Annotated in this window: 13 protein-coding genes and 1 other RNA gene; all 14 read right to left on the reverse strand. The window is 62.6% G+C overall.

Going from position 1 to position 14,943, the window contains the following annotated elements; genetic code table 11:
• Position 1 precedes the first annotated feature (1 nt).
• Entirely contained in the window at positions 2-943 is a 942-nt protein-coding gene (locus tag NCCP436_RS08925) for a D-alanine--D-alanine ligase (RefSeq protein WP_220803640.1), read from the reverse strand.
• Positions 940-2,340 (reverse strand): UDP-N-acetylmuramate--L-alanine ligase, encoded by a 1,401-nt coding sequence (gene murC / locus NCCP436_RS08930; protein WP_220803705.1) that lies wholly within the window; start codon positions 2,338-2,340, stop codon positions 940-942. The genes NCCP436_RS08925 and murC overlap by 4 nt, the downstream gene beginning before the upstream one ends.
• A gap of 34 nt (positions 2,341-2,374) precedes the next feature.
• Positions 2,375-3,445 (reverse strand): undecaprenyldiphospho-muramoylpentapeptide beta-N-acetylglucosaminyltransferase, encoded by a 1,071-nt coding sequence (gene murG, locus NCCP436_RS08935; RefSeq protein ID WP_220803641.1) that lies wholly within the window; start codon positions 3,443-3,445, stop codon positions 2,375-2,377.
• Positions 3,435-4,652, reverse strand: coding sequence for a putative lipid II flippase FtsW (gene ftsW, locus NCCP436_RS08940; protein ID WP_220803642.1), 1,218 nt, complete (start codon positions 4,650-4,652; stop codon positions 3,435-3,437). The genes murG and ftsW overlap by 11 nt, the downstream gene beginning before the upstream one ends.
• On the reverse strand, positions 4,652-5,998 hold the full coding sequence (gene murD / locus NCCP436_RS08945) for a UDP-N-acetylmuramoyl-L-alanine--D-glutamate ligase (protein ID WP_220803643.1): 1,347 nt from the start codon (positions 5,996-5,998) through the stop codon (positions 4,652-4,654). The genes ftsW and murD overlap by 1 nt, the downstream gene beginning before the upstream one ends.
• Positions 5,999-6,004: 6 nt before the next feature.
• Positions 6,005-7,087: a phospho-N-acetylmuramoyl-pentapeptide-transferase gene (gene mraY, locus NCCP436_RS08950; RefSeq protein ID WP_220803644.1), complete on the reverse strand. Its 1,083-nt coding sequence runs from the start codon at positions 7,085-7,087 to the stop codon at positions 6,005-6,007.
• The gene (gene murF / locus NCCP436_RS08955; RefSeq protein WP_220803645.1) at positions 7,087-8,457 is read right to left on the reverse strand and encodes a UDP-N-acetylmuramoyl-tripeptide--D-alanyl-D-alanine ligase; all 1,371 of its coding nucleotides are present in this window, start codon (positions 8,455-8,457) and stop codon (positions 7,087-7,089) included. Before murF ends, mraY begins: the two co-directional genes overlap by 1 nt.
• Entirely contained in the window at positions 8,450-9,913 is a 1,464-nt protein-coding gene (locus tag NCCP436_RS08960; RefSeq protein WP_220803646.1) for a UDP-N-acetylmuramoyl-L-alanyl-D-glutamate--2,6-diaminopimelate ligase, read from the reverse strand. Before NCCP436_RS08960 ends, murF begins: the two co-directional genes overlap by 8 nt.
• Complete coding sequence (locus NCCP436_RS08965) at positions 9,913-11,640, reverse strand: penicillin-binding protein 2 (RefSeq protein WP_220803647.1); 1,728 nt, start codon at positions 11,638-11,640, stop codon at positions 9,913-9,915. The genes NCCP436_RS08960 and NCCP436_RS08965 overlap by 1 nt, the downstream gene beginning before the upstream one ends.
• Entirely contained in the window at positions 11,637-11,927 is a 291-nt protein-coding gene (gene ftsL, locus NCCP436_RS08970; RefSeq protein WP_220803648.1) for a cell division protein FtsL, read from the reverse strand. The genes NCCP436_RS08965 and ftsL overlap by 4 nt, the downstream gene beginning before the upstream one ends.
• Positions 11,924-12,868, reverse strand: a complete 945-nt coding sequence (rsmH, locus tag NCCP436_RS08975) for a 16S rRNA (cytosine(1402)-N(4))-methyltransferase RsmH (RefSeq protein WP_220803649.1) — start codon at positions 12,866-12,868, stop codon at positions 11,924-11,926. The genes ftsL and rsmH overlap by 4 nt, the downstream gene beginning before the upstream one ends.
• A 3-nt stretch (positions 12,869-12,871) precedes the next feature.
• A complete protein-coding gene (gene mraZ, locus NCCP436_RS08980; RefSeq protein ID WP_220803650.1) occupies positions 12,872-13,327 on the reverse strand; it encodes a division/cell wall cluster transcriptional repressor MraZ in 456 nt (151 codons plus the stop codon).
• A gap of 306 nt (positions 13,328-13,633) precedes the next feature.
• Positions 13,634-13,983, reverse strand: an RNA gene (gene rnpB, locus NCCP436_RS08985) — RNase P RNA component class A.
• 47 nt (positions 13,984-14,030) lie between these two features.
• Positions 14,031-14,930: a 16S rRNA (cytidine(1402)-2'-O)-methyltransferase gene (gene rsmI, locus NCCP436_RS08990; RefSeq protein WP_220803651.1), complete on the reverse strand. Its 900-nt coding sequence runs from the start codon at positions 14,928-14,930 to the stop codon at positions 14,031-14,033.
• Positions 14,931-14,943: the final 13 nt, after the last annotated feature.

Consider the following 14,943-nt stretch of genomic DNA (forward strand, 5'->3'; position numbering starts at 1 on the left):
CTTAACCCCTCGCCTCGACGCTATCGGCCAGAATCGCCAGCACCAGTTGCTGGAAGTCCAGCCCAGCGGCACGCGCGGCCATTGGCACCAGACTGTGATCGGTCATGCCTGGCACGGTATTCACCTCCAGCAGCCAGAACTGACCGTCGGCATCCTGCATCACATCGGCACGGGCCCAGCCCTGGGTGCCGACTGCTTCGCAGGCGCGCGCAGTCAATGCCTTCAACTCCGCTTCCTTCTCTGCCGACAGGCCGCAGGGAATGCAGTACTGGGTGTCATCAGCCAGATACTTGGCGTCGTAGTCGTAGAAGGTATGCGGGGTGCCAAGCCGGATTGGCGGCAGTACCTCACCGCGCAGCATGGCAATGGTGTACTCCGGCCCGGTGATCCACTGTTCAACCAGTACCTGACTGTCGTAGCAGGCTGCGTCCTGCCAGGCAGCAACCAACGCCTCAAGGCTTTCCACCTTGGCCATTCCGATGCTGGAACCCTCGTGGGCCGGTTTGACGATCAGCGGGAAACCCAGTTCGGCCACCGCAGCCTCGCAATCGGCCACACTGCTCAGCACCGCATGTCGCGGGGTCGGCAGGCCGAGACTGCGCCAAACCTGCTTGGTACGCAGCTTGTCCATGGCCAGTGCCGAGGCCAGGATACCGCTGCCGGTGTAGGGGATGCCGGCACACTCGAGCAGCCCCTGCATGGAACCATCCTCGCCCCCACGCCCGTGCAAGACGATGAAGGCGCGGTCGATGTGTTCATTGGCCAAGCGTTGCAGGAAGTCAGCACCGACATCAATGCCGAAGGCGTCCACCCCGGCCGACTGCAGCGCACTGAGTACCGCATTGCCGGACTTCAGCGAGACCTCACGCTCAGCGCTGTTGCCACCAAACAGTACGGCGACACGTCCGAAGGCCCTGGGATCGAGGGTATTGTGCAGACTCATTTAGACTCTCCCACAAACAGCGGGTGCTTGATCAGTTGCGGCGCCACCGCGCCGATGTCGCCAGCGCCCTGACACAGCAGGATGTCACCGGCACGCAACAGCGGCTTGAGCAGCGGAGCCAGATCCGTGCCTCGCTCGACATAGATCGGGTCGAGCTGACCGCGCTGACGAATGCTGTGGCACATCTGCCGGCTGTCGGCTCCCGGAATCGGCTCTTCGCCGGCCGGATAGACCTCCACCAGCAGCAGGACATTGGCCTCGCTCAGCACCTGCACGAAGTCGTCGTACAGGTCGCGGGTCCGTGTATAGCGGTGCGGCTGGTAGACCATCACCAGACGGCGCTCCGGCCAGCCACCACGCACGGCCTTGATCACCGCAGCCACTTCACGCGGGTGATGACCGTAGTCGTCCACCAGCATTACGCTGCCACCGTCCACCGGCAGCTCGCCGTAGACCTGGAAGCGCCGGCCCACGCCCTGGAAGCCAGACAGACCGTTGACGATGGCAGCATCGTCGATGCCTTCGTCTGTGGCGATGGCAATGGTCGCCAGCGCATTCAGAACATTGTGATTGCCCGGCATGTTGACCGACACGTCGAGCGGTTCGCAGTCCGGGCGCAGTACGGTGAAATGGGTGCGCATGCCCTCCTGGCGGACGTTGATCGCGCGCACGTCAGCGTCTTCGCTGAAGCCATAGGTCACGGTGGGACGACCGATCTGCGGCAGTAATTCACGCACCACCGGATCGTCCACACAGAGCACCGCCAGACCGTAGAACGGCAGGTTGTGCAGGAAGTCGACGAAGGTCTTCTTCAGCACATTGAAATCGCCGCCATAGGTGCTCATATGGTCGGCGTCGATGTTGGTGACTACCGAAACCATCGGCTGCAAATGCAGGAAGCTGGCGTCGCTCTCGTCGGCCTCGGCGATCAGGAAGCGACTGGAACCGAGCTGAGCATTGGTGCCGGCCGCGTTCAGACGGCCACCGATGACGAAGGTCGGATCCAGACCGCCGGCGGCGAACACCGAGGCCAGCAGACTGGTGGTAGTGGTCTTGCCATGGGTTCCGGCCACGGCGATACCGTGGCGATAGCGCATCAGTTCGGCAAGCATCTCGGCCCGCGGTACGACCGGAATACGCCGCTCCAGAGCGGTGGCAACTTCCGGGTTACTGGTATTGATTGCGCTGGAAACCACCAGCACGTCGGCCTGCTCGGCATTCTCGGCACGATGGCCGATAAACACAGTGGCACCGAAGCTTTCCAGACGCTCAGTCACCGCTGATGCCTTGAGATCGGAACCCGACACCTCATAACCGAGGTTCAGCAACACCTCAGCGATACCGCACATACCCACACCACCGATGCCGACGAAGTGGATGCGGCGGATACGGCGCATGCGCCGCACCTCGGCCTTGACTGCAGCAGGCGACTTAGCCACGCATCACCTCCTGGCAAGTATCGACCACCGTGCGGGTGGCATCGGGCTTGGCCAGACGACGCGCGGTAGCGCCCATGGCGGTAATTTTTTCCTGCTGCATCAAAACCTCGGAAAGCTGCGCGGCAAGCCTGTCCGCGTCAGTAGCATGTTGTGGAAGAAGGACAGCCGCGCCCTCCTTCGCCAGAAACTCGGCATTGCGGGTCTGGTGATCATCGATGGCATGCGGCAAGGGCACGAGAAACGACGGCAGACCTGCGGCGGCAAGCTCGCTGATAGTCAGCGCACCAGCACGGCAGATAACCAGGTCGGCCCAGCCGTAGGCCCGGGCCATGTCCTGGATAAAGGGCGCAACCTGCGCTTCGACCGCGACCTCTCGATAACGCTCCATAGCAAGTTCGGCATGTTGCCGGCCAGCCTGATGGAACACCTGCGGCCGCAGTGCCTCCGGCAGTTTTGCCAACGCGGCGGGCAGCAACTTGTTCAGAGGCTCGGCGCCAAGGCTGCCGCCGAGTACCAGCAACTTCGGCCGGCGACCGGCCAGCGGCTCGCGCGGAGTTTCCAGGAACAATTCCTCGCGCACCGGATTGCCGGTGGTACGACGCTTATCGGAGGCCTTGAAGGTGTTCGGAAATGCCTCGCAGATGCGCGTGGCAATGTGCGAAAGCAGGCGGTTGGCAGTGCCGGCCACGGCGTTCTGCTCGTGGATCACCAGCGGCACACCGGCCAGACGCGCCGCCAAACCGCCAGGCCCGGTGACATAGCCGCCCATGCCCAGTACGCACACTGGCTGCAGACGGCGCACTATGCGGCACGCCTGCCACAGTGCACGCAGCAACTGGAACGGAGCCTTGAGCAGAGACAGCTTGCCCTTGCCTCGCAGGCCGCTGACATCAATCAGGTGCAGCGGCAGACCTGCCTGCGGCACCAACTCGTTCTCAATACCGCGCGGAGTGCCCAGCCAGTGCACGCTATAACCGCGCGCCCGGAACTCACGGGCGCAGGCTAGGGCCGGGAACACGTGCCCGCCGGTACCGCCGGCCATGATCAGCACGTTACCGCGCATGGGATACCTCCTGCTCCAATTCGGCGAAATCGTCCTCGCTGAATGCCACATCCTCGCTGCCCAGCACGTTGCGTCGCTCCCACTCGATACGCAGCAGAAGCGCCAGGCTGACGCAGCAGATCACCAGCGACGAACCGCCATAACTGAGGAACGGCAGGGTCAGCCCCTTGGTCGGCAGCAAACCGGTATTCACGCCAATATTGATGAGGAACTGGCCGATCCACAGGAACGACAGGCCGTAGGCCACATAAGCGGCGAAATACTGCCTGGCCTTCTCCGCCCACAGACCGATGTACAAGCCACGCACGCAAACAAAGACGAACAGCGCCAGAGTCAGCAGCGCACCAACCAGCCCCAGCTCCTCGGCCAGTACCGAGAAGACGAAGTCGGTGTGTGCTTCCGGCAGGTAGAACTGTTTCTGCACGCTGTTGCCCAGGCCGACGCCGAACCACTCGCCACGGCCGAAGGCGATCAGCGCCTGGGTCAACTGGTAGCCCGAGCCATACTGGTCGGCCCAGGGGTCGGTAAAGGTGATCAGCCGCTGCAGGCGATACTCCTGAGTCTGCACCAGGACGAACACCGCCCCCACCGCCAACGCCACCATCAGGCCGAAGCGCAGCAGGCCGACACCACCGAGGAACAGCATGGCCATGGCCGAGCCCATCATCACCACGGTGGCACCGAAATCCGGCTCCAGCAGCAGCAGACCGGCCATCGGCAGCAGCACCACGAACGGCTTGAAGAAACCGGCCCAGCTCTCGCGCACCTCTTCCTGACGGCGCACCAGATAGCCGGCCAGATAGACCACCACGAACACCTTGGCGATTTCCGACGGTTGTACGTTGAATGCGCCGAAGCCGATCCAGCGCCGCGCACCGTTGACCTCGCGTCCGATGCCCGGGATCAGCACCAGCACCAACAGACCAAAGGCCGCCAGAAGCATCATCCAGCCATAGCGCTGCCAGAAGCTCATCGGAATCATCAGCACCACACCTGCCGCGCCCAAGCCGACAGCCAGGTAAACCAGATGGCGCACCATGTGATAGAGCGGGTTACCCGACTGCGCCGCCGCCACTTCAGAAGATGCCGAAGCGATCATCACCAGCCCCAGACCAAGCAGCGCCAGGCAGCCGGCCAGCATCGGGAAATCGACATCGAGGCCGCGCCCCAGTAGCGGGGAGGGACGGACACGGAGGAAGCTCAGCATCAGGCCAGTCCCTCCACCGCCCGGGCAAACAGTTGCCCGCGCTCCTCGAAGTTCTTGAACATGTCGAGACTGGCACAGGCCGGCGACAACAGTACTGCATCACCGGCTTCGGCCAGCTCGGCACAGCGCAGCACGGCTTCATCCAATGTGCCAACTCGCAGCAGCGCTATAGCGTCGCCCAGGGATGCGGCGATCAGTTCGGCATCACGGCCCAACAGCACCACAGCGCGGCAGAAGCGCGCAACTGGCGCCTTTAGCGCGGAGAAATCGGCGCCCTTGCCATCACCGCCGGCGATCAGCACCAGCTTGCCAGCGATGTCCGCGCCCAGGCCTTCGATGGCCGCCAGCGCAGCACCCACGTTGGTGGCCTTGGAATCGTCGTAGTAATTCACTCCGGCGCGCTCACCGACCCACTGGCAGCGGTGCGGCAAGCCGGCGAACTGGCGCAAGGTGGCCAGCATGGCGTCCATCGGCAGGCCGACGGCATGACCGAGCGCCAGCGCCGCCAGGGCGTTGGACTGGTTGTGTGCACCACGGATCTTCAGTTGGCTCACCGGCAGCAACGCGTCGAAACGAAACGCCAGGCACTTCTCGCCGTTCTCTTCGAGCAGGCCGAAGCGCTTGAAGTCGGGTTTGCCCAGACCGAATTCCCAGCAGGTCACCTGATCGGCGATCAGCGGACGCGACAGCACGTCATCACGGTTGATCACCACCTGTCGGGCACCACGGAAGATCCGGTGCTTGGCCAGGTGATAGGCCGGCAGGCCGCTGTAACGGTCCATATGGTCTTCGCTGACGTTGAGACAGGTGGCCACTTCGGCATTGAGCTGGTCGGTGGTCTCCAGCTGGAAGCTGGACAGCTCCAGCACGTACAGTTCGACATCATCCGCCAGCAGGTCCAGCGCCGGGGTACCGAGATTGCCGCCCACGGCGACGCGCTTGCCGGCCGCTGCTGCCATCTCACCGACCAGGGTGGTGACGGTGCTCTTGGCATTGGAGCCGGTGATGGCGACGATCGGCGCCTTGGCATGACGGGCAAACAGGTCGATGTCGCCGGACAGCTTCACACCACGCGCGGCGGCCTCGGCCAGCGCCGGGGCGGCGATGGCCAGACCCGGGCTCACGTAGAGCTCCGAGGCGCGGCAGAGAAAATCCACGTCCAGTTCGCCGCAACGGACTTCCACCTGCGGGTAGTCACGCTTGAGCGTTTCCAGCTCCGGCGGGTTCGCGCGCGTATCGGCCACGGCAAAGCGCACGCCCTGCTGCGCCAGAAAGCGCACCAGGGACATACCGCTCTTGCCGAGGCCGACAACGATGCGGAACTGGTCGGAAGCGATCAACGACACGCTCAATTACCTCAGTTTCAGGGTGGCCAGGCCGATCAGCACGAGAATCACGGTGATGATCCAGAAGCGGACGATCACTCGCGGCTCGGGCCAGCCCTTGAGTTCAAAATGGTGATGAATCGGTGCCATACGGAATACGCGCTTGCCGGTCAGCTTGAAGCTGGCGACCTGGATGATTACCGACAGCGTCTCAACCACGAAAATGCCGCCCATGATGAACAGCACGATCTCCTGGCGAACTATCACCGCGATGGTTCCCAGTGCAGCCCCCAGCGCCAACGCACCTACGTCCCCCATGAACACCTGCGCCGGGTAGGTGTTGAACCACAGAAAGCCCAGACCGGCCCCGACCAACGCAGCGCAGAACACAATCAGCTCACCGGCTCCCGGCACATAGGGGATCAGCAGGTACTCGGCAAAATTCACGTGACCCGACAGGTAGCAGAAGATCCCCAAGGCCCCGCCGACCATCACGGTCGGCAGAATGGCCAGGCCGTCCAGGCCGTCGGTAAGGTTCACCGCATTGCTCGAACCGACGATGACGAAGTAGCTCAGCACCACGAAGCCGATGCCCAGCGGGATGCTGACATCCTTGAGCAGCGGCACGATCAGGGTTGTTTCTACCGGATTCTGCGCCGTCATATAAAGGAAGAAGGCCGCGCCCAGGCCGAATACCGACTGCCAGAAATACTTCCAGCGGCTCGGCAAGCCCCGCGAGTTCTTTTCGATCACCTTGCGATAGTCGTCGACCCAGCCGATGGCACCGAACAGCAGGGTCACGGCCAGCACCACCCAGACGTAGCGATTGGACAGATCTGCCCAAAGCAGCGTGCTGATGGCGATGGAGGTAAGAATCAGCGCACCGCCCATGGTCGGCGTGCCCTTCTTCGACAGGTGCGATTGCGGGCCATCGTTGCGCACGGCCTGGCCGATCTGCCGAACCTGCAGCGTGCGGATCATCCAGGGCCCCAGCGCCAGCGCCAGCGCCAGCGCGGTAAGCACGCCAAGAATGCCGCGCAGGGTCAGGTACTGAAAGACGGCAAAGCCCTTGTAGAACTGTTGCAGGTACTCCGCCAGCAGCAGCAGCATTAGTGATTCTCCCCAGATACGCCGCACAGCGCCGCCACGACCTTGTCCATGGCTGCGCTGCGTGAACCCTTGATTAGTAATGTGCTACCAGTCTGTTCGACACGCAGCGCCTCGATCAGAGCAGCCTGATCGGCAAAATGACGCCCCTTGTCGCCGAACGCCTCCACCGCATGGCGCATCAGCGGCCCCACTGCGTACAGCGCATCGACCCGGCCGGCAGCATAGCGGCCGACATCGCGATGCCCCTGTTCGGCCCACTCGCCCAGCTCACCCATGTCGCCAAGCACCAGCACGGTACGACCGGAGAAACCGACGAGAATATCCACCGCCGCACACATGGATACGGGGTTGGCGTTGTAACTGTCGTCGATCACCCGCACGCCGCCCGTCGTCATCTGGGCCACGGCACGCCCCTTGACCGGCTGCACCATCTCCAAACCACGCACCATGGCCTGCACCGGTACGCCCAGGGCATGCGCGGCGGCACAGGCGGCCAGAGCATTGGCTACATTGTGCTCGCCCAGCAAGTTCAGCTGGATGCGTGCACTGCCCTGCGGACTGTGCAAGGTGAAACCCAGGCAGCCGCGCTGATCGCGAGTCAGTTCGCTGGCATGGAAATCGGCACGGACATCGCGCAAGGCGAAACTGAGGATCTTTCGCCCGGCAGCCCGCTGCTGCCAGACGGGAAACGCGCGATCTTCGAGATTAAGCACAGCCACGCCGTCCCGGCACAGCCCCTCGAGGATCTCACCCTTGGCCTCGACGATCCGCTCCGGACTGCCAAACTCGCCAACGTGGGCGTTGCCGGCATTGGTGATGATGGCCACCTGTGGCCGCGTCAGGCTGACGGTATAGGCGATCTCACCGATATGGTTGGCGCCCAGCTCGATCACTCCGGCACGGTGCTCTGCAGCCAGCTCCAGCAACGTCAGGGGCACCCCAAGATCGTTATTGAGATTGCCTCGAGTGGCCAGTACCGGGCCATTCAGGCCGGCACGCAGAATGGAAGCCAGCATCTCCTTGACGCTGGTCTTGCCGCTGGAGCCCGTTACTGCCGCCAGCGGGCCGGGAAAGGCCTGACGATTCAGCGCCCCAAGCTGGCCCAACGCGAGCCGAGTGTCGAGCACCAGCAGTTGTGGCAGCGGGACATTCTCCACCTCACGCTCCACCAGTGCCGCCACCGCGCCTTTGGCTGCAACCTCGGCCAGATAGTCATGACCGTCAAAACGCGGCCCGGTCAACGCCACGAACAGTTGACCGGCGGCAATGCTGCGACTGTCGGTGGCAACAGCGGAGAAGGCTACATCCGCGCCAATCAGGCGGGCGCTCAGGTCGGCAGCGACTTCACTCAGCAACCAGGGTTTAAGCATGAGCTGTCTCCCAGGCCGCCAGGGCCTTGCTCGCTTCAATCAGATCGGAAAACGGCAGGCGCTCACCGTGGATTTCCTGATAGTCCTCATGCCCCTTGCCAGCCAACACCACCACGTCACCGGCAGCCGCCTGCCTGATAAGGCCGGCAATAGCCTGTCCGCGGCCGAGCACAAACATCACCTGCTCCGGCGCGACAAAGCCACTGCGAATTTCGTCTTGAATATGTGCCGGCTTCTCGCCACGCGGGTTGTCATCGGTCACCCACACCACATCGGCCAGGCGCTCGGCTACGGCCGCCATCAGCGGGCGCTTGCCGCGGTCGCGGTCGCCACCACAGCCGAACAGACACAGCAGGCGCCCGGTCACGTGCGGACGCAGGGCTCCAAGCACCTTCTCCAGAGCATCCGGCGTGTGCGCGTAGTCCACCACCACCAGAGGCTTGTCGCCGCCGCCCAGGCGCTGCATGCGGCCGATCGGCCCCTGCAACTGCGGCAGCACCCTGAGAATCTCGTCCAGCGCGTAGCCCATGCCCAACAACGCACCGACCACCGCCAGTAGGTTGCTCAGGTTGAAGCGGCCCAACAGGCTGCTACGCAGTACCCCCTCACCGCGTGGCGTAATCAGACGCGCCTGCACACCGTGATCGTCGAAACGCGCCTCACAGCAATAAAGGAAGGCGTTGGTATCATCCAGGCTGTAGCCGATCAGGCGCGACGGATGAGGCCTATCAGCCAGCTTACGACCGAACGGATCGTCAAGATTGATCACCCGGCAGCGCAAATCCGGCCAGGCGAACAACCTGGCCTTGGCCTCGGCATAGGCCTCCATGCTGCCGTGGTAGTCGAGATGGTCACGCGACAGGTTGGTGAATATCGCTACGTCGAAGTCCAGAGCCGCCACGCGCCCCTGATCCAGCCCGTGGGAGGACACCTCCATGGCCACAGCGCGGGCACCGGCCTGCCTCAGCCCCGCCAGGGTTGCCTGCAAACCAACTGGATCCGGCGTGGTGTGCCGCCCCTGCTCCAGGGCACCATAAAAGCCGTTGCCCAGGGTGCCGACAATACCGCACCGCTCACCGAGCAGATCCAGAGCCTGCGCTAGCAGTTGACTGACACTGGTCTTGCCGTTGGTGCCTGTTACGCCTAGCAGGCGTACGCCACGACTCGGCTCGCCATAGAAGCGCCCAGCAATCGCCGACAACTGCCCGACCAAGCCGCGCACAGGAACCAGCAGAGCCTCTCCGGCAGTCAGCGATGGTGCGCCATCTGCCTCGTAGGCCACTGCAGCCGCACCACGGGCAATGGCATCGGCAATATGATTGCGACCGTCCTGCTGAACCCCGGGCACAGCCAGGAACAGATCGCCCGGGCGCACCTTGCGACTGTCGAGAGTCAGTTCGCGGATCAGCACCGGGCTTTCAGCCAGCGGCAGCAACTGATTCAGAGGCATGGGCATCAGCGTCGACCTCCCGAACCAAGAGCCACGGTCTTCTGCTCGGCTGGCGGCAGGTTGTCCGGTGCGATGTTCATCAGACGCAGCGTGCCAGCCATCACCCGGCTAAACACCGGAGCAGAAATCAGTCCGCCGTAGTAGGCACCCTTGCCCGGCTCGTCGATCACCACGACCAGAGCCACACGCGGATCCTGCGCCGGGGCAAAACCGGCGAATAGCGAGCGGTAGGAGTTGCTCTGATACCCCTTGGCCCCGGTATTGGTCTTGCGCGCAGTACCGCTCTTGCCGGCCACGTGATAGCCCGGCACCTGGGCGCGAAACACACCTCGCGGCGCTTCGACCACCTGTTGCAGCATGCCCTGTAGGGTCTTCGCCACCTCGGGCGAGACCACCTGCATGGCATCCGGGCGCGCGTCCACACGAATCATCGACAGCGGCACCATGTCGCCGCCGTTTGCCAGGGCCGCATAGGCATGAGCCAACTGCACTGCAGTGACCGACAAGCCGTAACCGTAGGACAGCGTGGCTGTCTCGGCCTGACGCCACTGCCGGTGATTTGGCAGGTTGCCGACCCGCTCGCCAGGAAAACCCAGGCCGGTGTCGCGACCAAAGCCAAGTTTGCTCATGACCTGGTACAACGTTTCCCCCCCCACGTCGAAGGCGATCTTGCTCATCCCGACGTTACTGGAGTTGATCAGAATGCCGGTCAGATCCAGAGCCGCCCCCTGAGTACGGGAGACATCGCGGATGGTGTAGCGGCCGATCTGCAGGCTGCCGTTGCCCACCTGCACCACGTCACTGGATTTCCAGCGGCCGGTTTCCAGTGCTGCCGCCATGCTCAGCGGCTTGATGGTAGAGCCGGGCTCGAACACATCGATCATGGCCCGGTTACGCATTGCCGCCGGAGTCAGATTGCGACGATTGTTCGGGTTGTAAGTGGGGTGATTGACCATCGCCAGCACTTCGCCGGTTTTCACATCAACCATCACCAGACTGCCAGCCTTGGCATCGTTCTCAAGCAAGGCATTGCGCAGCTCTCGGTGGGCGAGATACTGCAACCGCAAGTCAATGGACAACGCCAGCGACTTGCCGGCTTTGGCGTTCTGCGTGACCTGCACATCCTTGATCAACTTGCCGCGCCGATCCTTGAGTACCTGGCGCTTGCCGGGAATACCGGCCAGCCATTCCTCGTAGGCCAGCTCCATGCCCTCGCGGCCACGATCGTCGATATCGGTGAAGCCGACCACATGTGCAGCCACCTCGCCCGCCGGGTAGAAACGACGGAACTCCTCCATCGCGTAGACCCCAGGCACCTTCAGATCCAGCACGCTCTGCCCCTTTTCCGGGGTAAGACCGCGCACCAGATACATGAACTCGCGCTCCTTGTTCTGTTCAAGGCGTGCAGCAAAACCGGCCGGTTCCTGCCCCAGCGCAGCGGCCAGCGCCGGCCAGTGTTCGCGTCCTGCCTGCAGCTCCTTGCCATTGGCCCACAGGGTAGTAACCGGCGTACTGACGGCCAGCGGCTCGCCATTGCGATCCGTGATCAAACCACGATGTGCCGGAATCGGGATATGTCGCACACTGCGCGCATCACCATGGGCCTTGAGAAAGTCATGGTCGAGCACCTGCAGATCAAGCATGCGCCAGGCGATGACACCAACCATCAGCGCCAGCAACGCCAGCACCAGACGGAAACGCCAGGGATAGAGCGCGCCTTCAAGCCCGATCATGGCTGCACCATGCGCACGGCGGCGGGATCAGGGATGTGCATCTTCAACTGCTCGGTGGCCAGCACCTCGATGCGGTTGTGCGCGGTCCAGGTGCTCTGCTCCAGGATAAGCCGTCCCCACTCGGCTTGCGCCTTGTCACGCACGCTGAGCTCCGCATACAGCTCATTGAGCAACTGGCGATTCCAGTGTGCGCTGTAGGACACTGCCAGCGCCGACGACAGAATGAAGATAAACAGCACAAGCAGCAGGAAGCTGCCGGCCGGCATACTGCGGTTCAACCGACTCATCGCAGCTTCTCCGCAATACGCATTACCGCGCTGCGCGAGCGCGGATTGGCGCGAACCTCGGCTTCGCTGGCATAGACCGGCTTACCGATCAGTTTCAGACGCGGCTCGAAGGCCTTGGGGATAATAGGCAAGTCACGCGGCAGCTTGTCCGCCTCGCCCTTGGCCTGACGCTTCATGAACTGCTTGACGATGCGGTCTTCGAGCGAATGGAAACTGATCACCACCAGACGACCGCCCACCTCCAGTACTTCAAGAGCAGCAGCCAGACCACGCTCAAGGTCACCCAGTTCGTTGTTAATGTGGATGCGAATGCCCTGAAATGCCCGGGTAGCCGGGTTCTTGCCCTTCTCCCAGGCAGGATTGGCCGCAGCCAGCACCTGCGCCAGATCGGCCGTGCGGGTGAAGGGCTGCTCGACACGGCGCTGCACCACGGCGCGCGCCATGCGACGGGCAAAGCGTTCTTCGCCGTAATCCTTTAGCACGCGGGCGATTTCCTCTTCCTCCGCCGTGGCAATCCACTGCGCCGCGCTCTGCCCGGCATCCGGGTTCATGCGCATGTCCAGCGGACCATCGTTGAGGAAGCTGAAGCCGCGCTCGGGATCATCGAGCTGAGGCGAGGAAACGCCCAAATCCAGCAGAACCCCCGAGACCGAGCCAGCCAAGCCGCGGACAACAAGCTCCTCGGCAAGTTCCGCAAAACTGCGCTGCACAACGACAAAGCGGCCGTCTTCGGCCGCCAGCGCTTCCCCAGTGGCTATCGCCAGAGGATCTTTATCGAACCCCAGCAACCGCCCCTCTGGCCCAAGTCTCTGCAAGATCAACCGACTGTGCCCGCCACGGCCAAAGGTACCATCGACGTAGCAGCCGCCCTCGCGCACGGCGAGACCCTCGACAGCCTCGTCGAGCAGCACGGTGACATGGCGAAAGCTGCTATCGGTCATGGTTTACAGAATCAGACTACGAAGTTCATCGGAAAGAGCTCCCGGCTGCTTGATGGCGGCCAGGTCGTTTGCTGCTTGATCGTTCCAGGTCTGCTCATCCCAGAGCTGGAATTTGTTCAGGTGACCGACAAGCATCGCGTGCTTGTCCAGCCTGACATGCTCGCGCAGGCGGGAAGGGATCAGTATCCGCGCACTGCCATCCATCTCCAGATCCACCGCATTGCCCACCAGCAGGCGCTGGAGGATGCGGTTTTTCTCGTCAAGAGAAGCAAGGGCACTGAGTCGCTCTTCAATCCGCTCCCACTCGCTGAGGGGATAGATGTTCAAACAGGGGTCATTGATATCGATGGTGACGATGAGCTGGCCGCCAAAACGCGAAACGAGCTCATCGCGATACCGACTCGGCATCGCGAGGCGCCCCTTGGCGTCGAGACTAATGGCGTTAGCTCCGCGAAACACGGTTGCACTTCCCCTGTAACTAGCTTACCGCACCCATAAAAACCCACTTCAATCCACTTTTTACCACCTGCGCACACTATAGGAATGCGCGTACCCCACCGTCAAGGCGCGCCAGAACGGAAAAATCCTTACAGGACGGAGATTTAGCCAACAAAGAGGAAGGAAAAAAGGACGTCGAACCGGATAAATGACAGGCAAATACCAGCCACTCCAAACAGCTGAAGTTCGAACTTAAAGTAATTTCTTAAGAGTAAGAATTTTTCAGTATCAGACGAGCGGGAATTAGAAGAAGCAGAAGCGAAAAGGAAGGAGAGTCGATCTGTAAGCCGGGTTCTGTCGAGGACAGTCATTCCTCTACGACGTACATCACTGCACGCCTTTAGCAACCTACCCGGTTCCAGCGCGGGCCACGCCGATGGAACCCTATTTGGTCTTGCTCCGAGTGGGGTTTACCTAGCCACGGACTGTTACCAGCCGTGCGGTGCGCTCTTACCGCACCTTTTCACCCTTACCGGCGCCGAAGCGCTTAGGCGGTTGTTTTCTGTGGCACTTTCCGTAGGCTCACGCCTCCCAGGCGTTACCTGGCACTCCGCCCTATGGAGCCCGGACTTTCCTCCCCCTTCATCAAAGAAGGCAGCGACTGTCCGATCGACTCTCCGCCGGCAAGGGTACCGAGGGTGATGGCAAGCTGCAAGCCGAACGACTAACCCTTGCGCTCCAGTGCCACTTGGTAGAGCAGGTTCTTGCGCACACCGGTGATCTCCGCCGCCAGCGCCGCCGCTCGCTTGAGAGGCATTTCCGCCAGCAACAGATCAAGCACGCGCAGCGCCTCAACATTGACGGTTTCTTCACCTTCCGGTGCCTGCCAGCCGGCCACCAGCACCACGCACTCGCCCTTCTGCTGATTGGCATCGGCAGCCACCCAGGCACAAAGCTCATCGAGCGGTAGTCCCTTAAGGGTCTCGAAGGTCTTGGTCAACTCACGAGCCAACACAGCCTGGCGTGCGCCGCCGAACACCTCTCGCATATCCCGCAGGCATTCGAGGATGCGGTGCGGCGCCTCGTAGAAGATCAGCGTACGTGCCTCCTCACGAACCTGCTCCAGACGCCCCCGACGCGCCGCTGCCTTAGCCGGCAGAAAGCCCTCGAAGACGAAACGATCCGACGGCAGCCCCGCAGCCGACAGCGCCGCAATCAACGCACAGGCCCCGGGCACCGGCACCACCGAATAACCGGCAGACCGCGCCTGGCGCACCAGATGGAAACCCGGATCTGAAATCAGCGGCGTTCCGGCATCGGAAATCAGCGCCACATCCTCACCCACCGCCAGGCGAGCCAGAAAGCGTCCTCCCTGCTCACGCTCATTATGCTCATGACAGGCTGCCAGCGGCGTCGTGATACCAAAGTGCTGCAACAGCCGGGAGGAGTGACGAGTATCCTCGGCAGCGATCAGCGCTACGTCTCGCAGCACCCGCAAGGCCCGGGCACTGATGTCGTCCAGATTGCCAATGGGCGTCGCCACCACATAAAGAATGCCAGAGCGAACACTGTCGGCAGCGGGCTGAGTCACGGGAAACACCTCACTTATTGAAAGAGCGCTCATTCTAGCCGGTTAA

This window comes from Pseudomonas sp. NCCP-436, from assembly GCF_019656335.1.
Taxonomy (GTDB): Bacteria; Pseudomonadota; Gammaproteobacteria; order Pseudomonadales; family Pseudomonadaceae; genus Aquipseudomonas.